At 57.2% G+C, this 20833-nt stretch carries 20 protein-coding genes; 11 read left to right on the forward strand and 9 right to left on the reverse strand.

Annotation, left to right across the window (positions count from 1 at the left end):
• The first annotated feature begins 285 nt into the window (after positions 1-285).
• The 4 genes from MWC30_RS19300 to MWC30_RS19315 all read left to right on the forward strand — a co-directional run bounded on the left by MWC30_RS19300 (position 286) and on the right by MWC30_RS19315 (position 3538).
• Positions 286-738: a DnaJ domain-containing protein gene (locus tag MWC30_RS19300; RefSeq protein WP_244085840.1), complete on the forward strand. Its 453-nt coding sequence runs from the start codon at positions 286-288 to the stop codon at positions 736-738.
• Between the two features lie 171 nt (positions 739-909).
• Positions 910-1455 (forward strand): (Fe-S)-binding protein, encoded by a 546-nt coding sequence (locus MWC30_RS19305; RefSeq protein WP_244085841.1) that lies wholly within the window; start codon positions 910-912, stop codon positions 1453-1455.
• Positions 1452-2345, forward strand: a complete 894-nt coding sequence (locus tag MWC30_RS19310; RefSeq protein ID WP_244085842.1) for a DUF3786 domain-containing protein — start codon at positions 1452-1454, stop codon at positions 2343-2345. The genes MWC30_RS19305 and MWC30_RS19310 overlap by 4 nt, the downstream gene beginning before the upstream one ends.
• A gap of 26 nt (positions 2346-2371) precedes the next feature.
• Positions 2372-3538: a pyridoxal phosphate-dependent aminotransferase gene (locus MWC30_RS19315; RefSeq protein ID WP_368860899.1), complete on the forward strand. Its 1167-nt coding sequence runs from the start codon at positions 2372-2374 to the stop codon at positions 3536-3538.
• 279 nt (positions 3539-3817) lie between these two features.
• On the opposite strand, the gene MWC30_RS19320 is transcribed toward MWC30_RS19315, so the two are convergent.
• Positions 3818-4279, reverse strand: a complete 462-nt coding sequence (locus MWC30_RS19320; RefSeq protein ID WP_244085844.1) for a thioesterase family protein — start codon at positions 4277-4279, stop codon at positions 3818-3820.
• A gap of 149 nt (positions 4280-4428) precedes the next feature.
• Here MWC30_RS19320 and MWC30_RS19325 point away from each other — a divergent pair, with 149 nt between their 5' ends.
• From MWC30_RS19325 to MWC30_RS19335, 3 genes are all read left to right on the forward strand, one after another.
• Complete coding sequence (locus tag MWC30_RS19325; RefSeq protein ID WP_244085845.1) at positions 4429-4686, forward strand: hypothetical protein; 258 nt, start codon at positions 4429-4431, stop codon at positions 4684-4686.
• Positions 4687-4917: 231 nt separating this feature from the next.
• The gene (locus tag MWC30_RS19330; protein ID WP_244085846.1) at positions 4918-5796 is read left to right on the forward strand and encodes an S-layer homology domain-containing protein; all 879 of its coding nucleotides are present in this window, start codon (positions 4918-4920) and stop codon (positions 5794-5796) included.
• Between the two features lie 299 nt (positions 5797-6095).
• Positions 6096-6593 carry a rubrerythrin family protein gene (locus MWC30_RS19335; protein WP_244085847.1) on the forward strand — a complete coding sequence of 166 codons (498 nt, stop codon included), beginning with the start codon at positions 6096-6098 and terminating at the stop codon, positions 6591-6593.
• A 213-nt stretch (positions 6594-6806) separates the two neighbouring features.
• Here the strand turns inward: MWC30_RS19335 and MWC30_RS19340 are convergent, their stop codons facing one another.
• The 3 genes from MWC30_RS19340 to MWC30_RS19350 all read right to left on the reverse strand — a co-directional run bounded on the left by MWC30_RS19340 (position 6807) and on the right by MWC30_RS19350 (position 11986).
• Positions 6807-9143, reverse strand: a complete 2337-nt coding sequence (locus tag MWC30_RS19340) for an FAD-dependent oxidoreductase (protein WP_244085848.1) — start codon at positions 9141-9143, stop codon at positions 6807-6809.
• A gap of 87 nt (positions 9144-9230) precedes the next feature.
• Positions 9231-10892 (reverse strand): glutamate synthase-related protein, encoded by a 1662-nt coding sequence (locus MWC30_RS19345; protein ID WP_244085849.1) that lies wholly within the window; start codon positions 10890-10892, stop codon positions 9231-9233.
• Entirely contained in the window at positions 10856-11986 is a 1131-nt protein-coding gene (locus tag MWC30_RS19350; protein WP_244085850.1) for a glutamine amidotransferase family protein, read from the reverse strand. The genes MWC30_RS19345 and MWC30_RS19350 overlap by 37 nt, the downstream gene beginning before the upstream one ends.
• A 710-nt stretch (positions 11987-12696) precedes the next feature.
• Between MWC30_RS19350 and MWC30_RS19355 the strand changes: the two genes are divergently transcribed.
• Together MWC30_RS19355 and pyrF are read left to right on the forward strand one after the other, a co-directional pair.
• Complete coding sequence (locus tag MWC30_RS19355; RefSeq protein ID WP_244085851.1) at positions 12697-13161, forward strand: PilZ domain-containing protein; 465 nt, start codon at positions 12697-12699, stop codon at positions 13159-13161.
• Between the two features lie 35 nt (positions 13162-13196).
• Complete coding sequence (pyrF, locus tag MWC30_RS19360; RefSeq protein WP_244085852.1) at positions 13197-13910, forward strand: orotidine-5'-phosphate decarboxylase; 714 nt, start codon at positions 13197-13199, stop codon at positions 13908-13910.
• A 90-nt stretch (positions 13911-14000) separates the two neighbouring features.
• Here pyrF and MWC30_RS19365 read toward each other — a convergent pair whose 3' ends face one another.
• Positions 14001-14318, reverse strand: a complete 318-nt coding sequence (locus tag MWC30_RS19365) for a hypothetical protein (protein WP_244085853.1) — start codon at positions 14316-14318, stop codon at positions 14001-14003.
• A 286-nt stretch (positions 14319-14604) separates the two neighbouring features.
• Between MWC30_RS19365 and MWC30_RS19370 the strand changes: the two genes are divergently transcribed.
• On the forward strand, positions 14605-15075 hold the full coding sequence (locus MWC30_RS19370) for a (2Fe-2S)-binding protein (protein WP_244085854.1): 471 nt from the start codon (positions 14605-14607) through the stop codon (positions 15073-15075).
• Complete coding sequence (locus tag MWC30_RS19375; protein ID WP_244085855.1) at positions 15068-17320, forward strand: xanthine dehydrogenase family protein molybdopterin-binding subunit; 2253 nt, start codon at positions 15068-15070, stop codon at positions 17318-17320. Before MWC30_RS19370 ends, MWC30_RS19375 begins: the two co-directional genes overlap by 8 nt.
• A gap of 89 nt (positions 17321-17409) precedes the next feature.
• Here MWC30_RS19375 and MWC30_RS19380 read toward each other — a convergent pair whose 3' ends face one another.
• The 4 genes from MWC30_RS19380 to MWC30_RS19395 all read right to left on the reverse strand — a co-directional run.
• Positions 17410-18204 carry an ABC transporter ATP-binding protein gene (locus MWC30_RS19380; protein ID WP_244085856.1) on the reverse strand — a complete coding sequence of 265 codons (795 nt, stop codon included), beginning with the start codon at positions 18202-18204 and terminating at the stop codon, positions 17410-17412.
• Positions 18205-18232: 28 nt separating this feature from the next.
• The gene (locus tag MWC30_RS19385) at positions 18233-19126 is read right to left on the reverse strand and encodes an ABC transporter permease (RefSeq protein WP_244085857.1); all 894 of its coding nucleotides are present in this window, start codon (positions 19124-19126) and stop codon (positions 18233-18235) included.
• Between the two features lie 35 nt (positions 19127-19161).
• On the reverse strand, positions 19162-20127 hold the full coding sequence (locus tag MWC30_RS19390; protein ID WP_244085858.1) for an ABC transporter substrate-binding protein: 966 nt from the start codon (positions 20125-20127) through the stop codon (positions 19162-19164).
• Positions 20128-20277: 150 nt separating this feature from the next.
• The coding region (locus tag MWC30_RS19395) for a 50S ribosomal protein L11 methyltransferase (protein ID WP_244085859.1) at positions 20278-20833 on the reverse strand (556 nt) is incomplete at its 5' end.

Here is a 20833-nt window from a genome sequence, read left to right on the forward strand (position 1 = left end):
AACGGCGGGAAGCCGTTCCGACAAAACGATGGCCGCGTAATTGTCGCGATGGGGTCTTTAGCCTTCCCGCTTCTGGCTGCCCGGCGAAGTCCACTCTGTGCCTCCTTGGGGCTTGTCTTTGAAATTGAGTGCGCTAATATGGCGTTACCTTTACCGCAGAAGGCACGGAGAATGAAGTCATGGGAACACTCCCTGTGAATGGCATTCCCCTCCTCGGTGCAATGCCGCAGAGGATCCGGAGATGTCGTGCAGGGAATCCATCGGCATGAAAAGGCACGCAGCCCCATGGTTCAATTGATAGTCGTACTGTTGGGAATTCTTTACTTTCTTTCGCCCATCGACCTGTTTCCTGATTTTTTCCCCCTCTTCGGGCGGTTGGACGACATAGTCCTCCTCTTTATCATCTACTGGAATTTCATCAGGAAAAAGCCTCAACAAACCTGGGAGCAACCAAGGACGAAGACGGACTACGGGTCATATCGCCGGAGCACATCCAGCCGGAATGAACAGTCCTCCACCCGGCAAAGCACCTCGACGCCGCCGAAGGATCCATACCGCATCCTGGAGGTACCGCGGACCGCTACGTTGGAAGAGATCAAACGGGCCTATCGGCAACAGGCAAACCGGTATCATCCCGACAAGGTGACGCACCTGGGGACGGAGTTTCAAACCCTTGCCAAGGAAAAATTCCAGGACATTCAATGGGCCTATGAAGAATTGACGCGCCGCCACAGTTGAAACTCAGGTCAGCGCTTTCCAGGTTTTTCTCGACGCTGCTGATCGCCAGCGCCAAAGGCTGAACGCTGAAGGACGCTGGCTGGCGCGCGCTGATTTCCGCAGATCAACTATCCGGAGACTCCAGCGCAGTGGCACATACCATGAGGTTACGCAAGGAGAACACATTTCGTCATGAACCGTAACAGAATGATCAAACCGGGCTATGCATACGAGCTGGTGAACATTGAATGCATGCCCTCTTCAGACCTTTTCAACATCGTCATGGAGGTAGAGGCATCGCTGGAGCCGCTTCTTCCCTACCTGGCGGCGACCTTTCCCGGGTGCACGTACATTCACGGGACAGGGGTGCTCCAGTTCATGGAAGAAGGCCACATTGTAGCAATCCGGCCAACGACGATCACCATCACCGGGGTAGAGGGAGCGGTGGAAGCCGAAAGCCTTTGCATACGATTGTTTCAACGCATCACCGACGTCGCAGCCCGCAAGGGCGACATTACGCCCGTTTTCAAGGCCCAACCGAGCCTCACGGTGCTCGACATCTTCCTCGCCCTCCCCCGGACCAATTGCGGCCTTTGCGGCTCGCCCACCTGCATGGCTTTTGCGGCCGGTCTGCACCGCCGCGAGGAGACTCCCGCTTCCTGTCCACCCCTCAGGACGGAAAGGGAAAAATACGACACTCTTCTTCAAAAACTTCAAATCCATGGATGTAGCCTATGACAACGACAGAAGCATCTCCACCCTTCGTATCGATCCACACGCTCACCAATCGCTTCGAGGCCGATCTCCTCATGGATGCCCTCATGCGGGAGGGCATTCCCACCATGCTGCGCAACTTTGAAGAAACACCATACAATGGCCTCTTCGTCTCCCAGAAGGGATGGGGGCTGCTGATGGTCCCCGAGGCTCAGGCGGAAGCGGGACGCCAGGTGATCCAACCCTTCCTGAAAACCGTTCAGGAAGGCAGTCCTTATGTGGCGCCGTCGGAGATCGATCCACGCCTTTGGGAGCGCCTGCGTTCCGCCCAACCGCACACTGTGTGCGGACACGCCGGGGTGAACTGGAATAAGGACCAGCGGGTCTATGAGCTCCCTTTTCTGAACATCCCCATAGTCTGCTCGCCCCAAAAGGAAACCATAGAAGCCCGGGAAAAAGATCCGTACCTTCGAGTGGATTTTGAGCTCTACCTGGCCACACTGCATTATCTTTTGGAAGCCGAAAGCGTGGAGCCTACGGGCATCTGGATCAGTGAAAAGGACCTCCCCTCGGGAGCCTTTTTCTTTCGCGGCCCCCACGTCTTCCCCTTCGCTCCGCTTCTGGAGCAGTTCGGGACTGCCCCTGAGCTCTTCGAGGCGGCGGGGAGGCTGCTCGGCGGGACCCCCGTGGACATGGGAGATGTGGCTTTCCAGCTGCATGCCTATCCCCGAGTACCCCTCCTTTTTGTGCTCTGGAAAAGCGACGAGGAGTTCGAGGCCGCCATGCACGTTCGTTTCGATGAGACGGTGCTGCGCCACATCACGACACTGGATACGCTCTGGGCCCTGGTCAACGTGGTCTGCAGAAGCCTGCGGCTTGCCGGAGCCCGGCTCTCGGAGGAAACGCAGGCATGAAAAAAATCTCGGGGGGCCCAAGCCTCGTGCGGCCGCTGGCGCATCGCCTCACTCATTTCACCGAATCCGTCATTCGGGAAATGACGCGCATCGCTCAGGAAGCCAACGCCATCAACCTCTCGCAGGGATTCCCGGATTTCGATCCTCCCGCCGAGCTGATCACCGCCGCCAAACGGGCCCTGGATGAAGGCTACAACCAGTACGCCGTCACCTGGGGGGCTCCCCGCTTCCGCCAGGCGCTGGCCCACAAACAGAAGCACTGGATGGGGCTCGATCTCGACCCCGACGCCCATATCGTTGTCACCTGCGGCAGTACGGAAGCCATGCTGGTGGCTCTCATGACCGTCTGCAACCCGGGCGACCGCGTCATTGTATTTTCACCCTTCTATGAGAACTATGCCCCTGACGCCATCCTGTCCGGGGCCGTGCCCATTCATGTGCCCCTCCATCCCCCGGACTTCGCCTTCGATCCCCGGGAATTGCGGCACGCTTTCGAAGACGGAGCCAAAGCTTTGGTGCTCTGTAATCCGTCCAACCCCACGGGAAAGGTGTTCACTCGCGAGGAACTGCTCTTCATCGCCGAACTGGCGCAGGAATTCGACGCCTACGTCATTACGGACGAAGTGTACGAGCACATTGTCTACCCGCCCCACGTCCACACTTACATGGCCAGCCTCCCGGGAATGTTCGAACGGACCCTGTCGTGCAGCTCCCTGTCCAAAACCTATTCCATCACGGGATGGCGGCTCGGTTACGTCATCGCCGCCCCTGAAGTCATCGCGGGAGCCCGGAAAGTCCATGATTTTCTCACGGTGGGTGCGCCCGCTCCCCTCCAGGAAGCCGCAGCCGTTGCGCTGGATTTTCCCCTCGCCTATTATGAACAACTGCAGCAGGATTACACCCGCCGAAAGGACCTCTTCCTGCGGTACATGGATCGGGCAGGATTGGAATATACCACTCCCCAGGGTGCGTACTACGTCCTGGTGGACATCTCCCCCTTTGGCGCGGAGGACGACAAGGAATTCTGCCGATGGCTGGCTCGCGAAATCGGCGTGGCGGCGGTTCCCGGTTCCAGCTTTTTCCATGAACCGGTCCGGCATCTCGTCCGCTTTCATTTCGCCAAGCGCGAAGAAACGCTGACGGCGGCGGGCGAACGCCTGCTCCACCTCAGGGAAAAGATTTTTTCGCCCTGAAGTTCGTATGCTCCAGTCCGTTCGGCTGCTCCATGTACTGGATCTCGTCAGAAGCCGGGAGCTATCGAAAGGGTCGTTGAGAAATCACTGATCGAGGCACAGGTAAATCGATTAAAGCTCTCAAAGCGTCATTGGACTTGGCAGCAGAGTGGCTGACCCACCCCATCCCGTTAGAATACCGTGAGCCGCCCCAGATGTTCAACACCATGGATCGTCCCCTGCCGGAAAACGTCAACAACCTCGCCGCCTTTTATACTGCGCGCGGTACAGGGCGCCCCCTCAACCTCGATTGGCCAGCCAGGCTTTCAGTAGATTCATGAACTCAGTTGGGAGTACGATCGGCTGCCCAGAAAAACGCACACAGACCATGTTGAGAGTCGCCCGGGTGCAGAGCGCCAGGTTTTCCTCCGGCTCACAGCGGTAAATGGCCTGAGAGAACGCAAGGCTCCGCGTGCGCCACCACTCAATTCCCGTATGGATCTCGATGACATCATCGTAGTGGAGGGATTTCCTGTAAGTGCAGGAAGCCTCCACCACCGTCAGGTGTAATTCCTGATCCATGAACCGTCGGTATGAATAGCCCAGCTCACGAAGGAAGTCCTCCCGGGCAAGTTCAAAAAGATGATAGTAATTACCATGGTATACGGCTTGGCCGATATCCACTTCAAAGAGAGGGACTCTCATCCGCGTCTTGTGCCATACCTCGGGCAGTTTTTCTGGAACATTGGTAGTCGTCTTCATTCTCAATCCTTTCCACCGGAGCTCGGCCTGGGCCATCATCTCCGGACGACAGTTCCCCATACTGAATCAACAATGACAGCTCAACAAGTTCAGCACGCCAAGAAACCGATTGACAAATATTTGACATTGTAATTCTCGGGGCGAGCCATGTGAATTTTTTTGCTTCGCTACCCCATAATGCGGATGCGTATCCAATCAACAAAATGTTGCCCGATACCCTGTTCCATAGGAAATGGCAGCCTGAAAAACCTGATGGCCCACTTGGACATTTTTATCATTCCAGGGTGCCGGCTGGAAGCAAAGTTGTTGGCCTAACGGTCAGGAACATGGTGATGCTCGCCCGCGCCGATGAAAATATCTTCCGATTGCGTTGGTCCGCTTTATGCAAAGGGAATAGCTATGACTGAGCATGCTCCCAGAGCTGTTGCGAATGCAGGGGAAAGACCACTCCTTATCTCGCTTGCTTTCCAAAAAACGCTGGCAAGAATCTTATTTGGTATCTGTGCTGATTAGGCCCTGACCTCGAAAGCATCCGCCAAAACCCGATGTCCGCAAATGGGCATGCTCTGAGCCTGAATTTCCTTGAAAAATGGGGCATTATCTTGAAAAAACACACTTCATGGCAAAGGTGCACTCTCATGTTTAAAAGAACATTTTTTGTAATGCTCACAGCTGGATGGTTCCTTTTTATGGGAGAATGCTCTTTCGCACAAGAGGTTTTTGCCGCCGAAGTCACTCTAATGTGGGATGCAAACAGTCCGGAAGAGGGGGTGACGGAATACAGGATCTTTTACGGCACTTCGAGCAGGTATGCCCCTTCGAGCAATGGCTACACCTTCACTTATCCCCCACCAAATGAGAAGCTCTCCGACACCCAATGTACTATCCACATCGAGGACCCAGAGATCGACAGAACATATTACTTTGCTGTCAAGGCATTCGACGATGCAGGGAATTCCAGCGACTACTCCAACGAAGCATCCACGATAATTCCAGCTGGGTTATCCATTCCTACGCAAGATCCACTGACCTACATTAACGCTATTTATAATGCCGGCATAACGGAGGCTCCACCTAATAATTTCAATCCGGATAAATTAGTCAATCGTGGAGATATAGCCATATTTATTTCGAGATCCATGTTTACTAATAATTTCAGTTACACTGATACACCATATTTCTCCGATGTACCTCCAGACCATTACGCCTTTAAATATATTCAGAAATTCAAGGATGTAGGAATTACACAATCAAAAGACATATATAATCCAAGTCAGTTCGTTAACAGAGCAGATATTGCCATATTTATCACGAGAGCCTTATTCAGTGAAAACTTCACTTATACTGCTACACCATATTTCTCCGATGTTCCTCCCACCCATTATGCCTTTAAATATGTTCAGAAATTCAAGGACATAGGAATCACCGGGGCTGAAGGGGCTTTTAATCCGGATAATCTTGTTTTAAGAGTAGATATGGCTATTTTTATCGCCAGAGCCTTTTTGGGGATGCAATGAAATAATCGGGGGATGCTCACGTATAATTGAATAAATAATAATAACCTATACTTATAATTAAATAACCTGAGTGATGCACCGGAGCGACAGTGGGAATCTTTCATGCCTATGAAAATGTTGAAGGCTACCCCCTGAGCGTAATGTTGTTGACTTAAGGTCGCCCCGGTGAAAACCGGGGTCCAGAAAGTCTTTCTTTTCCTGGCTTCCGGCTTTTGCCGGAATGACAAAAGTTGTTGAGTCAAAAATATTGCCCCCTGAGCGCATACGAGACCGTCGCCCAGGGAGAATTGGAATAGCAAATGACTGACGAGACTCGCAAGAATTTGACGGAGGCCTTCATTGGGGAGGCCAAGGCGTTTTTCCGCCTTCGGGCCTTCGCGAAGAAGGCTCAGGAGGAAGGCTACCCTCAAATAGCTGCACTTTTTCGTGCCATCGCAACAGCTGAGCAGGCTCACGCCGACCAGCACTTCGCTCTGCTGGAGAAGGTAAAGAGTACGGAGGAGAATCTGAAGTACAGCTTTGAAAAGGAGACCTTCGTCAACGAGGTGGCTTATCCGGAATTCCTACGCCAGGCGTGGGCGGATGAAGATCGGCACGCCGTCTGGGCCTTTACCTCAGCACGCAACGCCGAGGAACGTCACGGCAACCTGTATAAGGCTGCTCTGGCCAACATGTTAACGGATCGCGAAGCAGTCTATTACGTGTGCTCCTACTGCGGCTGGGTGGAAGAATCGGCCTGCCCGGAAAAATGTCCCAATTGCCAAAGACCTGCTGAGTTTTTCATCCGCGTGGCTTGAGGCTGCCCGAGGAAGTCAGGCTTCCGATCTCCAGTGCCCGCCCTCCCGAGAATCCTTACTTTCTGAGGCAAAGGACGAACGATCGCGATCCGCCCGTCCGCTCCCATTATCATCCCTGCAGGGTTGCTGCGAAAATCCCCCCATCCCCTTTCGAATTCCTGAAGAAAGAGGCCTTGTAATTCCCCCTTTGGGCAAAAGGGGGAATTACATGTATCAATCCAGGGGATCGTTTTCCACCAGGTCCCAGATGCCGCACGGGCAGGCCCCTCCGCAGAAGCCGCACCCGATACACCGATCGGGCGCCACCACCATTTCGAACCCATCCCGCGAGCTCGGAGCTTCTTTACGCGAGATGGCCGTCTGGGGACAGATGGCCACGCATATACCGCAGTCGCGGCACGCTCCGCACGACGAGCACTGGGATGCGCAACTGTTCACTCCATCGAAGCTCAGGAGGCGGGGATCGAAATATTCCAGCTTGACCCTCGCGTAGGGGATCATCTGCCGCGCATCTCCCTTGGGGCGCTTGCCTTCCAGGATTTCAGCGATGTACTGAGCCGTTTTGCGGCCCGCCCCGATGGCATCGGTGAGCAGTCCCTGCTTTACGGCGTCGCCGATGGCAAAAACCTGGGGGTCTGTCGTCTGGTTGATTTCATTAACCTTGATGAATCCACGCTCCACCCGGACGTCTTCCGGGAGGAAGCTCAAATCCGGCACGTCACCGATGGAAATGATGACCGTATCGGCGGGAATCACTTCCCCCGTATTCAATTCCAGTCCCTCTTCCGTCACGGCTTTGCTGAAGCAGGGATAGCGGAACTTGGCCCCGATGGCCTCGGCCGCCATACGCTCCTTGCCGAAAGACAGGGGGGGCTGAATGTCCACGAGCGTGATGTCCTCGGCTCCCAGGCGGTGAGCTTCCGTGGCCACATCGCATCCCACGTTCCCCGCACCGATGATGACGACTTTTTTGCCCACCTGCGCCTGCTCCGACTTGGCCTGACGCAGGAAGTCCAGGGCCGGAATCAAACGTTCCTTGCCGGGCAGGGGAATGACCCGGGGCTGCTGCGCCCCCACGGCGATGACGATGAAGTCGTAATCGGCCTTCAGCCCCTCCAGGTCCTTCTGAGTCAGCCGCTGCTGCAGATGGACATGGGGAAGCACCTGGCGGATGCGCTCCAGTTCTGCATCCAGGACCTCCCGGGGAATGCGTGATCCCGGGATGACAGCGGAAATCTTACCGCCGAGCTTTTCGCTCATGTCGTAAATGACCGCTTCATGCCCCTTCTGACGGAGCTGCCAGGCTACGGAAATGCCCGCAGGCCCCCCGCCGATGATGGCCATGCGCTTCCCTGAAAGGGGAGGAAGCTCGGGCAGCTTTGCCTTCACACTGGCTTTTCCCAATTGAGTGACGTCCACGGAAGGCATGAGCACCGTCTGGCGCGTGCAGGACTGCATACAGATGTTGGGGCAGAGGTATCCGCACACCGTGGCGGGAAACGGGGTATAACTGAGGGCCAGGTCCACGGCCTCGTCCACACGGCCCTCGCGCACGAGACGCCAGCGCTCCTGCACGGGAATGCCCGTAGGGCAGCTCGCTTCACAGGGAGCCGCATACTTGCGGTTTTCCCAGACGGGGACGTAGCGCCGTAGTTCCGCGTGAGTGATGATGGGGATGGGGCTCCGGTCCAGATCGGTCAAATCTCCGATCAATCCTCCCTTGCCCAGCTCCTGGTCCCAAACGTTCCTGCGAAATTCGGACATGGCGCTTCTGGGTTTGGAAAATTTCTCCTGGGCGCTTCGGGCCGCTATGAGCTGCCAGTCCGTACGCTGCGAAAGCTCGGCCAGGAGGTTGCTGCGCCCGATGGCTTCGAGATACGTTTCGAGGTTTTTGACCAGCCACTCCCAATCTTCATCGGAAAGGGGGATCATCTTGGCATCGGCCTGGCTGTATCCCTTGATGGGACCGCGAAAGTAGATTCTACCGCCCACCATTCCCACGCAGGGACGATATCCGAGAACGTTTTCCGGCACCTGCGGGTTGTATCCGCATACCACGGCGATCCCGCCCGCCATGAACTCGGCAAAGTAATCGCCCACCGAACCCAGTACCCAGAGCTCCGGCGGTTCGAAGCGCGGGTTCCGTTTGGTCATGGTCATGCCCCGGGCGCCGATGTTTCCCGCCACAAAAACCTTTCCCTGGGCCATGCCGTTGGCCGCACCGTTGCCGGCATTGCCGTGGACGATGATATCGGCGCCGGCATTCAACCATCCCACGTCGTCCGAACCGGGTCCCTCCAGTTCGATGAGCGTGTTGGGAAATCCCAGGGACCCCACCCGCTGCCCGGAAGAACCTTTGATCCTGACGTAAACCTTTTCCTCACCGGCCTTCCATAGCCGCCCGCCGATGCCGTGCTGCCCGTAGGCCTCCACCTCCAGATTCCGGCGTCCTTCCGCCACCGCCTTCTGAATGCGCTCTTCCAGGATGCGCGATTCAATGCGATGGCCGTCTTCCATGCCGGAAATCCGAAAAACTCGCTGACTGTCCATAAGAAATTCTCCATATCCACTGGCAGCCCATGCCTTCACGGTTCCCAGGGGTCCCCCCATGGCGAACCGTCAGCCATGCGCTGTGGGCTACACCACGTAACTGATCTGAAGACGATCGGCTGCAGCCTTATCGCTGATCGCCAAAGCGTCGGACATTCCAATGGGAAGCGAAGTCGAGCGGCCCAGCGGCGCCATGATCTTCTTGAGCTCCACATCGAAGCTGACGAACACATCCACCACGCGCTCGGCCACTTTTTCGGGATCCAACCGGCGATACAGCCGCGGATCCTGGGAAGTGATGCCCTTGGGGCAGAGGCCGATGTTGCAGATATTGCACCGGTCGGCTTCCGAGCCCACACATCCGGCGGCCGCCTGCATGATGTATTTGCCCGACTGAACCGCACTGGCACCCAGCATGATGAGGGCCGCGGCGTTGGCCGCCAGTTTCCCGTTCTTGCCGATGCCCCCGCCGGCGATGAGGGGAATTTCATTCTGCTTGCCCAGCTTGACCAGGTTCAGGTAGCAGTCGCGAATGCTGCTGGCGATGGGATGCCCCATGTGGTCCATGGACACCGTGTACGCGGCTCCCGTTCCTCCGTCCTCACCGTCGATCCCCAGCCCCGCGGCATAGGGATTTCGCGTCAGGTTGTTCAAAACCGCAAGAGATGTGGAACTGGCGGAAATCTTGGGGTAGACGGGCACTCTGAAGCCCCAGGCCATGTACATGGACTGGATCATTTTGGCCACGGATTCCTCGATGGAATACTGGGTCTGGTGGGTGGGAGGACTCGGCAGGCTGACGCGCGGCGGAACACCGCGGATGGCCGCAATGAGCTTGTTCACCTTGTACCACATGAGCAATCCGCCGTCGCCCGGCTTGGCCCCCTGGCCGTACTTGATTTCGATGGCGCAGGGGTCTTCCTTCATCTCAGGCAGGGCGTGGATGATTTCGTCCCAGCCGAAGTAACCGCTGGCGATTTGCAGGATGACATATTTGAGGAACCGGGAACGCAGGAGACGCGGGGGGCACCCCCCTTCCCCGGTGGCCATTCGGACGGGCATGCCCATCTCCTCGTTGAGATAGGCCACTCCCATCTGGAGCCCTTCCCACATGTTTGGGGAGAGCGCCCCGAAGGACATGCTCCCGATCATCAGGGGGTAGACTTCCCGTACAGGGGGAATCCACCCCTGCTGCTGATAGAGCTTGAGGTTTTCTTCGGGCGGCAGAATCCTCCCCAGCAGCGTGCGCAGTTCAAATTCGTGACGTCCCGCATCCAGGGCGGGGTCCGTCAGCATGGAGATACGCGTGAACTTGATGCGATCCAGGACGCCGCCCTGGGCTGTGTCGGGGACATTCCTGCGGCCGCCTCGGTTTCGGGGCTGTCCACCCCGGTTGAGGTGAAAGCGGAACTTGTCCATCTCGTCGGAACGCACCGGCATGATGCAGTCGTTGGGGCAGACGAGGGAACAGGTGGCACATCCCACACAGGCGTAGGCGGGGTCCGTTCTCTGGCGAACGCCGTGGTAGACTTCATACACGTTGGAAGGAGCGGTTTTGTTGAGTCCGATCTCCCCCAGCGCGGGAATTTGCAGGGACCTCTTCCTGTGGACGCCCAGCTCGATGGCATGGACGGGGCAGACTGCCGTGCAGCGACCACACAGTGTGCACTTATCCTTTTGCCAGTGGATCTGCCAGGGCAGGTCCTTGACACTCAGTGTGGAAGGGGTAATGGCTCCATTTGATTGCATATTTTAACCTCCTGACGATCAGGGCGCACAATGACGGTATCCAGGTGCATGGGTTGGAAGTCTTTGCTCTTGTCACGATCGGGGATTGCGGCATCCAGTCCGCAAATTTCCGAAGAGAAGGCGAAGAGGCCTTCTCTTCCCCCCACCACGCCGGGGCGCAGCTTTTTGCGGTCCTGGACCATAAACACCGTCTTGTCCGGAAGACATCCGATGACGCAATTGGGACCGTCAATGATGAGACGTCGGCAGGAATGTTTCAACTGCTTCAGCAACCCGCCGTCGGGATGCTGATCCAGGTCGGCGTCCTGAAGGGGCGTGATGATGTGCTTGTAAGCTTCCAGCCCCAACCCCAGCCGATTCAGGGTGAAGTGGAGAATGTGGGTAAAAACCTCCGAGTCGGAATTGTAGCCGATGTACCCGGGAAACCCTCGGGACGAGAGAAATTCCCTGATGGGGACGAAAGCCGTATTTTCGCCGTTGGTCATGGAGGCGATGCCCTGAATGAAGAAGGGATGGCAGGCATAAAGGTTGATGGCATAATTGGTGTTTTGCCTTCCCTGGGCCATGATGACACGGGCCTGCAGCTCCTCGCGGTCCAGGCGGAGAAACTCCGCAACGGTGAGGGGATCCCCCAGCTCCTTCAGCATGATGGAGTCGGGCCAGAAGCTGTAGACGATCATGTCCTGCTTCTCGTCCCCCATCTGCCGGAGCTGGATGCGGATCATCATGAGCCGATAGTTCAGCTCATCCTGGCTCAAACCTTCCCAGGTCTCAGGATATTCATAAGCGCGGATCAGGTACATGTCGCGCTTGGGCACGCCAGGCGGTGGATTTTTGGGAATCTTGATGGACAGTTTGTATTTGGTCATGAAACCGATGTTGATCATGAACTGATCCAGGCGCTTCAATCCCTCATTGGTGAAAATCCCCGAAAGGATGGGCGCGCCCTTGAGCTCCTCGAAGGGGCCACCCAAATCACTCAAGTAAAGGCCGACGCCCGAACCGTCATGTCCCTCACGCATGACATCCAGGGCTTGAATCGCCATGATGGGGGACCGAGGCTCCTCACTGGTCACTGCGAATAAACGACACATCGCACTCACTTCTCCTTTGCTCACTCAGAAACCATTTTTGCCGGCAGCGCATGGCCCATGCCTGAACGCTCATTCCTCTCGCACTCCGCCCGCACGAGGATCCTGCGAGCAGTGACCGAAACATAACACGATCATGGCGAATGCTGCATCCTTAACATTTTTCGGGGATGGAGGAAGGGATCTTCTGCAATTTCCTTCAGACTCGGACTTTTCCGCCTCCGCTTTCACCCGCACGCATCATTTTGCTTATTAGTCAGGATTATATTTTATATCCAGAATCTAGTAAACTACCAAATTCATTGGGTTGTTTGCAATGAAAATATTTTGCCGTGCCGTGAATTGGAGAACAGTCCCCCCCTTCGCCCGCGGGCGAAGCATTTCCTGAAAACAGCGCGTACCACCCATTAAATCGTTGCAAATTACGGACGGGTTTGCTATCGGCATCTATACTTGTTGAGGATAAAAAGCTTCGTTTTTCTAGGAGCGGCTTCCAGCCGCGACCGGCTCACGTCGCGGCTGGAAGCCGCTCCTAGAAAAAGCATGGAGCGACCTGAAAATGCAACTTCTTAACCGAAACGAGTATAAAACGTTCCTGGCGGTACAGAATTCTTCCGCACCGTCCATGGTTTCAGCAAAACGTGAGTGAAATGCGGGAGTCCTCCGACACCTCACGGGCGGAGGGACTACAGGCTTTCAGGAGGCTTTCATCTTTGGATGCCATAAAAATTTACCCAAATCCGGAAAATTGGGCGACGATCATTTGCCCCAATTGCGGCAAAGAAAAGTCCATCGATGCCTCGAAATTCGTCGAACAGTTCAAGCCCGTCAAGGTAAAATGCTCCTGTGCCCATAGCTTCCTCGTCAGTTTTGAAAAGAGAAAATTCTATCGCAAAGTGGTCAAAATTCCCGGCACCTGCAAGAAGGCCCTTTCCCAGGGAAGCTCCCAGCAGATTTTTGTCGAAGATGTTTCCCGAATGGGTTTGGGGATCAGCTTCACCAGCCCCCACGGCCTTCAACCCGGCGATATCGTCAAAATCGAGTTTTCCCTCGATGACGCCAATCAATCTCCGGTCACCCTCAGCGCAGCGGTGAAACGCGTCACGGAAAGCTGGGTGGGAGTGGAATACTGTGACCCCAACATCCCAAAATCCCTGGCATTTTATCTCATGCCCTGAGCCGTGTTTCGGGGCAGGAAAGTACGGTACAGTCGATGACATTCCCCAAAGACATCGCCCTGGACAAGCGCATCATCTTTGCTCTGGACGTGGAATCTCCTCACGAGGCCCGGGAATGGGTCTTGAAGCTCGAGGATCGGCTCAAATTTTTCAAGGTGGGTTTGCAGCTCTTTCTGGCGGGCGGCTTCGAAATCATCGACTGGATCGTGAAGCGCAACCTGGAAGTGATGGTGGACCTCAAATTTTTCGATGTGCCTCAAACCGTTGCTTCGGCTGTGGCGCAGCTGAGAGATCGGGGCATTTCCCTCACGACGGTACACGGCAATGATGCGATCCTGCGGGCTGCCGCGGCAGCCAAGCACGACGTGAAGATCCTGGCCGTTACGGTACTCACCAGCCTGGATCAGGGCGATCTGCGCGACCTGGGCTTCCAATGCTCCCCGGAAGAACTGGTCCTCTCACGAGCCCGTCGGGCTTTAGAACTGGGCTGCGACGGCGTCGTTTCTTCGGGTCTCGAGGCACCCAGGCTGCGGAACGAACTGGGGGAGAAATTCCTTGTCATCGTCCCCGGCGTCCGGCCGGTCATGAATCAACAGGACGATCAGAAACGTGTCGTGGATGTGCGGCAGGCATTCCTCAATGGAGCGGATTATGTCGTCATCGGCCGCCCCATCCGCCAGGCTGCCGACCCTGCGGGATTGATCTCCGGAATGCAGGACGAAATCCATTCGGCTCTTCTGGAACTATGAAAAAGTCCCCCTGCCCCTCCCCACAAAACGCGGGGTATGCCGCGCCCCGCGTCCAAAGATTCATCTTACACAGCCCCCACGAAGTTCATCTCAAGCCGCTCTCCGCAGCTCCGTCGTCTCTTCGTGGCATATTGGGCTGCTGAGCATTCCCAGAGGAAAGTTGTAAAAGACTCGCCCCCCTTCTTCGTCGATCACCCGCAAGTCATCCGACTGCTTCAGATCGCCCATGGCCACGGCAAAATGCTTCCCGTACCGTTCCTTGACCCGGTCCATGGGGACTTCATAGGCGATGAATTTGTGTATCCCTTTGGCGTTGAGCTGCCGGATCACTTTGGAATCATTGAAGGACTCACAGGCAGTCACGATCAGAATGGGGCCTGTTCCCGTAAACACCATTCCAGCTTTCATTGTGTTACCACCCTTTCTTCCAGTTTAACAACTTACGGTTTGAGCCACGCCCTGACAGACAGAGCAGCTCACTACCGCTCATTTACAAAAACATTTTAACCACTAACAGTTTATGGAACAAGGGTTCTCGCATGCATCGACTCTAGTCACCCATCTGGTCGAGGGAGTCATTCCTTGCCTATTCCCTTCTCGTGCCTCCTATGTCATATTTAGTGAGTTTTTCGACGCCTTACAGGCAATGGTCACTGAAGCTGCGGTAATGCTTTCACATACGGGCGAACATTCGATGATCACTTTGGAAGTCAATGGACAGCATTACGATCTCGACGTGAATCCGGACGTGCCACTGCTGGCAGTCCTGCGGGGAGAATTGAAGCTCACGGGGACCAAGTACGGCTGCGGGGTGGGAGACTGCGGGTCCTGCACGGTCCACATCGACGGCAAACCGGAACGATCGTGCCTCATTCCTGTCGGGAGGGTCCAGGGCAAGCGGATCACCACCATCGAGGGGCTTCGGGATGATCATCCCGTAAAACTCGCCTGGGAAGCCGAGCAGGTACCCCAGTGCGGGTACTGCCAACCGGGGCAGATCATGCAGGCGGCCGCCTTCATCGACAGAAGCCCCAACCCCACCGACGCCGAAATCAGCGAGGCCATGAACGGCAACCTCTGCCGTTGTGGAACTTATCCGCGTATTTTTCGAGCCATCCGGAGAGCGGTAGCGGTAGTGGAACGGGAGCAAATTCGCCGTGGCTGATGCCATAACACGCCGTGAATTCTTAAAAAAAACTCTAGCCCAGACGGGGCTCGCTCTTGCGGTTTTTTATGGACCTTCGGGGCATCGGGTCTGCACCGCCCAGCCCCCGGTAAAACGGCCTGAAGCATTCAGCCCCAGCATCTGGCTCCAGATCACCCGGGACAACCTCGTCACGGTCTATGTGAACAAATCGGAAATGGGTCAGGGAGTCGTCACGACCTTTCCCATGCTCGTCGCAGAAGAGCTCGACGCTGACTGGAAACAGATCCGTTTCGAGATCGCCCCGGCGCTGGAACGTTATCATGACCCCGTTTCACGAGCTCAGGCAACGGAGGGAAGCACCAGTGTCGTCCACATGCAGGGTGCTCTTCGGCTGGCGGGTGCGGCAGCTCGTGAAATGCTGATTCTTGCCGCAGCCAGGCTGTGGGATGTCCCCCCGGAAACCTGTGAAGCTTCGAGGGGGATCGTCAGGAGCTCTCACAAGACGGGCAGCACCTTCACCTACGGCCAGCTCAGTGAAGAAGCCTCTAAAATGCCCGTGCCTCAAAAGCCCGTCCTCAAGCAGGGGGACCGCTTCAAAGTTCTTGGAATTCCCATGCATCGCCTGGACGCTCCCGACAAGCTCAACGGCACGGCGGTATTCGGGATGGACGTCTTCGTCCAGGACATGCTCTTCGCCAACATCGTGCGCCCCACCACATACGGAGCAAACCTTTTCTCCTACGACAAGGTGGCTGTACAAAAAGTCTCCGGCATAAAGCACATTTTTGAAATTGGCTCCAGCGTCGTCCTCTGCGCCGATTCCCTGGCCGCCTTGGCGCAGGGACGCAAGCTTCTCAATGTCCGGTGGAAAGGAGCCGCCGATCCCGAGCTCAGCACCCGAACACTGAACCGAACCCTCCTGAGGCGCCTGAAAGACAAGGGAGTAATGGTCCGGGAAGACAGACCGTCCAGGGATGATTCCCCTTCGAACCTCCGGAGAATCCAGGCAGTTTACACCCTGCCTTACCTGGCTCATGTCACCATGGAGCCCATGAACTGCACCGCTCACGTGCAGCAGGACCGCTGCGACCTCTGGGTGCCCACCCAAAATCAGACCGCCACACGGCGCGTGGCGGCAGAAACCGCCGGACTCGACCCGGAGCAGGTCCGCATTTATACGACTTACCTGGGGGGAGGATTCGGCAGGCGCCTCGAAACCGACTTCGTACGCGAGGCGGTCCTCATCTCCAAGGCCACGGGCAAGCCTGTCAAGCTCCTTTGGACGCGGGAGGACGATCTGCAAAACGATTTTTACCGCCCCGCCTGTTGCTCCAGCATCGAGTCCGAGCTGGACGTCGCCGGCCGCATCACTTCCTGGTCTCAGAAGGTAGTGGCGCCCTCCATCTGGGAGCGCGTCGCCCCCATCCGCTTCGTCAAAGGAGTAGACCCTTCCGCTGTCGAGGGACTTCAGGACACGCTCTATTCCATCCCTCATTTTTCGCTGGAATATACGAAAGTCAATACACCCGTTCCCGTGGGATTCTGGCGCTCTGTCGGACATTCCCACAATGCGTTCTTCATGGAATGCTTCATGGACGAGCTGGCCCATGCCGCAGAAAAAGACCCCCTGCAGTTCCGCCTGGAGCTTCTGGAGGGGCACCCCCGCGCTCAGGCAGTCCTTCGGGCGGCGGCGGAAAAAGCCGGCTGGGGCAGCACGTTACCCTCCGGCCAGGGGCTCGGGCTGGCCCGCCACTATTGCTACGGCACCCACATCGCCCAGGTGGCCCGGGTATCCGTCAATGAACATCAGGGAACCGTGCGGGTGATCAAAGTAACCTGTGCCGTGGACTGCGGCACGGTCGTGAACCCCGACGGAGTCGTCGCTCAAATAGAAGGGGGCATCGTCTTCGGACTCAGTGCTGCTCTGAAGGAACGGGTCGAATTTTCCAAGGGTGGAGTGGCGTCCAGGAATTTTTCCGACTACAGGGTTCTCACGATGAAGGAGACACCGTCCATAGAGGTGATTCTCCTGGCTGAAGGCGAACCCGCTGGAGGCATCGGGGCGGCAGGAGTGCCTCCCATCGCTCCGGCTGTGGCCAATGCTGTCTTTGCAGCCACCGAAGCCCGTGTTCGGGACCTTCCCTTGAACCCTGAAAATGTTCTGAAAGCCATGCGGAAGAGGGGAAGAAGCCCCGACCTCGAAAAGGAGCGCCTGGAGCCCCCCAAGCCCCCTACGCCGCCGGATCCCGAGGCCGACGTCTAACACAGTCCGGCAAAGGTTATCATCCTGTGGGACAGTTCTAAATACGACAACGAGACATTGCTCCCCCTCGTTGTAGTACTAAAAGGCCCTCAAATGAGGAGCATTTTATCGTCGGCGACAGCATCCCCCTTCAATTTTGCAAATTCGTTGAGAAGATCCTGAACCGTAAGCCTCCGCTTTTCTTCACCCGCCACATCCAGAATGATTTTCCCACCGTGCATCATGACGAGCCGGTTTCCCAGCTCCAGGGCATGCCGCATGTTATGGGTCACCATGATGGAAGTGAGCCCCATCTCCTGGATGAGCTCCTGGGTCAGTTTCAAGACCTGCGCTGCCGTGGGAGGGTCCAGGGCCGCCGTATGCTCGTCCAGGAGCAGGATGCGCGGCCGCTGCAGCGTGGCCATCAGCAGAGTCAGAGACTGGCGCTGCCCTCCCGAGAGAAGCCCCACCCTGTCCTTCAAACGATATTCCAGGCCCAGGCCCAGGAGGCGTATTTTTTCCTGAAACGCCTTGTGATCCCGACGGGTGACTCCCCAGCGCAGACCCGGCTTTTTGCCGCGATTCCCGGCCAGGGCAAAGTTTTCCTCGATGGTCATGGTGGCACAGGTGCCCGACAGAGGATTCTGAAACACCCGCCCGATGTAGGCGGCACGCCGATGTTCGGGCCAATGCGTCACCCGCTCTCCGGAGATGAAAATATCCCCTTCATTGGGCGTGAAGGTGCCGGCAACCAGATTGAGAAGCGTGGACTTCCCGGCACCATTGCTGCCGATGACCGTGATGAAATCCCCCTTCTCCACGAGGCAGTTGATGGAACGGATCGCCACCATCTCGTTGATGCTGCCCTCGTTGAAGACTTTCCTGAGGTTTGTGATTTGAAGCAATGTTCAACTCCTCCTCCAGGCGATTCTCTCAGGCTCGCTTCCACCGCATGCGCTTGCGCAGCATGGGGATCGTAAGACAGACCACCACCAGCACGGCCGTGATGAGATTCAGGTCGCTGGGCGTCAACCGCAGGAATCCCACCTGGTAAGACAACGCCACGACAATGGCAAAACGGTACACCAGGGAGCCCACGATGGCGCTCAATGTCTGCCGCAGGACACTCTCCTTCCCCACCAGGCTTTCCCCCAGGATCACCGAAGCCAGACCGGCGACAATGGTCCCGATGCCCATCCCCACATCGGCAAACCCCTGGCTCTGTGCCACCAGCCCCCCCGCCAGGGCCACCAAGGCGTTGGAAAGGCTGACACCGATGAGGATCATGTTGTCGGTGCTCACGCCCTGGGAGCGGATCATCTGGGGGTTGTCCCCCGTACCGCGCAGCGCCAAGCCCAGGTGCGTGTGGAGGAAAAGGTCCAGCACCAGCTTACAGCCGCCGGCAACGGCAAGAAAGATCAGGGGGGTGAGGAGAAAGCGGGGTATGGCGGGAACGGCCAGGGCATCGAAGATGGTGGTCTGGTTGAGGAGCGCCAGGTTGGGCCGCCCCATGATGCGGATGTTGATGGAATAGAGGGCCGTCATGGTGATGATGCTGGCGAGGAGGCTCATGATGCGAAGCTTTGTCGCCAGGAACCCTGTCACGCAGCCGGCCAGGGCCCCGGCCAGCATAGCCATTCCGAGGCTGGTGAAAGGATCCCACCCCTGGAGCATGAGGCTCCCCGTGACAGCCGCCCCGAGGGGCAGCGTTCCGTCCACCGTGAGGTCGGGGAAATCCAGCACACGAAAAGTGAGATAGACTCCCAGCACCATGACGGCGTAGACCAGGCCCTGTTCCACGGACCCCATAAAGGTATAGAATGACATGGGCGAAGTCCTCTCTCAGGGGGAGATGAACGATCCTACAGGACTTGGTCGGCACGCTTCAGAACGGGATCAGGCAGGGTCACGCCCATCTTTTCAGCCGACTGCTTGTTGACGACCAGTTTCAGATCCTTCAGGACCTCCACGGGCATGGTGGCGGGGTTCTCTCCCTTCAGAATGCGCAGGGCCATCTCCCCACTCTGGCGACCCAGGCGATAGTAATCGATGGCGACGGCGGCCACGGCTCCCCGAGGCACAGAATCCGTGTCCGCGGCAAAGAGGGGAATGCGGTTGTCGATGCAGACCTTTACGACAGAATCGAAGGCCGAAACCACTGTGTTGTCCGTGGGAATGTGCACGGCATCCACTCGTCCCACGAGACTCTTGGCCGCAGGAAAGACCCCGCTGGAATTGCTGACGGGAGCCTCCACGACTTCCATGCCCCGTTTGGCGGCCTCCTCCTTGATCTGCTTGAGGGAAGCGAGGGAATTGTCTTCACCCGAATTGTAAATGACTCCCAGGCGCTTCACCTGGGGCGCGATTTCCAGGATCAGATCCATCTGGCGGTCCACGGGGCTGCGGTCCGTCGTCCCCGTGACATTCCCGCCGGGAGCCTCCAGGCTCTTCACCAGCCCCGCTCCCACGGGGTCCGTGACGGAGGAGATCACGATGGGAATGGTCTTCGTGGCGTTGACGCACGCCTGGGATGTGGGGGTGGCAATGGTGTGGATGAGGTCCACGTTCTTGCCCACGAAGGACTTGGCGATGCTGTTGGCCGTGGCCATATTCCCCTGGGCGATCTGGATGTCGTAGGTCACGTTCTTCCCTTCGACATACCCCCCATCCTTGAGGGCATCGATGAAGCCCTTTCGCGCCGCATCCAGGGCCGGGTGCTCCACAATTTGAGAAATCCCCACCGTGATGTTCTTATCTTCCGCACCGGCCGGGCAGACCAGGCCCAGAAGCAGGACAACCGTCAGTAAATTCATCCAGAATCGCGTCATGGCATTCTCCACATTTCAAGGTTAACAATGACTGACTATGAAATGGCCCATTGCCTCACGACCTTCGACATCTGCCGCCCTCATTTCCTGAACCGCAGGCATCCTATCATCAAGAGGGAACGCTCAAAAAGCATTTTATCGCAGAGCTTTTCATTTTACGGGTGGGCTCACCACCACCGTCATCCAGTCTTCCAGCGGAAATTGAAACAGGATTTGGCAATCCGCGGGAAGGAGGGAACGGAAGACGTGCCATTGAGCCGTGAGGAAGCCGCTCATGACCACCCAGCGGTAGGCCTGCCACTCCTCGCCTGCGAGAGCTTCGCGGAGGCAGGGCCATTCGATGTTCATGAGGAGAAGCTCGGAGGGCTCCCGCAGGGCTTTCAGTTCTCGGGCCACGACGAGGTCCACGGCATGCTCCACAGCGTTGGCCCTGACGTTGTCCCTCGCCACGCGCACGGCCAGGGGGATGCAATCGAGAGCCGTGACGCGGGCGGCGCCAAGCAGCGCTGCGGCAACGGCGAGGATTCCCGTACCGGTCCCCAGGTCCACGACGGTCTTGACGGAGTAGCTGCGGAAAAGACGGTCCAGGGCCAGCAGGCAGCCCTTGGTGGTAGGGTGCAGCCCCGACCCGAAGACCAGCCCGGGGTTCATGCGGAGGAGCAGTGCGGCGTCGGAGGGCAGGTCCCCTCCCCCTCCCCCGCCCGTC

The organism is Desulforhabdus sp. TSK (assembly GCF_022836495.1).
Taxonomy (GTDB): Bacteria; Desulfobacterota; Syntrophobacteria; order Syntrophobacterales; family Syntrophobacteraceae; genus Desulforhabdus.

Coding starts and splice junctions, on each gene's coding strand:
- MWC30_RS19335 (WP_244085847.1), top strand. CDS start 6,096: ATGACTGACGAGACTCGCAAGAATTTGACGGAGGCCTTCATTGGGGAG.
- MWC30_RS19370 (WP_244085854.1), top strand. CDS start 14,605: ATGATCACTTTGGAAGTCAATGGACAGCATTACGATCTCGACGTGAAT.
- MWC30_RS19340 (WP_244085848.1), bottom strand. CDS start 9,143: ATGGACAGTCAGCGAGTTTTTCGGATTTCCGGCATGGAAGACGGCCAT.
- MWC30_RS19305 (WP_244085841.1), top strand. CDS start 910: ATGAACCGTAACAGAATGATCAAACCGGGCTATGCATACGAGCTGGTG.
- MWC30_RS19320 (WP_244085844.1), bottom strand. CDS start 4,279: ATGAAGACGACTACCAATGTTCCAGAAAAACTGCCCGAGGTATGGCAC.
- MWC30_RS19300 (WP_244085840.1), top strand. CDS start 286: ATGGTTCAATTGATAGTCGTACTGTTGGGAATTCTTTACTTTCTTTCG.
- MWC30_RS19310 (WP_244085842.1), top strand. CDS start 1,452: ATGACAACGACAGAAGCATCTCCACCCTTCGTATCGATCCACACGCTC.
- MWC30_RS19390 (WP_244085858.1), bottom strand. CDS start 20,127: ATGACGCGATTCTGGATGAATTTACTGACGGTTGTCCTGCTTCTGGGC.
- MWC30_RS19330 (WP_244085846.1), top strand. CDS start 4,918: ATGTTTAAAAGAACATTTTTTGTAATGCTCACAGCTGGATGGTTCCTT.
- MWC30_RS19365 (WP_244085853.1), bottom strand. CDS start 14,318: ATGAAAGCTGGAATGGTGTTTACGGGAACAGGCCCCATTCTGATCGTG.
- MWC30_RS19385 (WP_244085857.1), bottom strand. CDS start 19,126: ATGTCATTCTATACCTTTATGGGGTCCGTGGAACAGGGCCTGGTCTAC.
- pyrF (WP_244085852.1), top strand. CDS start 13,197: ATGACATTCCCCAAAGACATCGCCCTGGACAAGCGCATCATCTTTGCT.
- MWC30_RS19345 (WP_244085849.1), bottom strand. CDS start 10,892: ATGCAATCAAATGGAGCCATTACCCCTTCCACACTGAGTGTCAAGGAC.
- MWC30_RS19350 (WP_244085850.1), bottom strand. CDS start 11,986: ATGTGTCGTTTATTCGCAGTGACCAGTGAGGAGCCTCGGTCCCCCATC.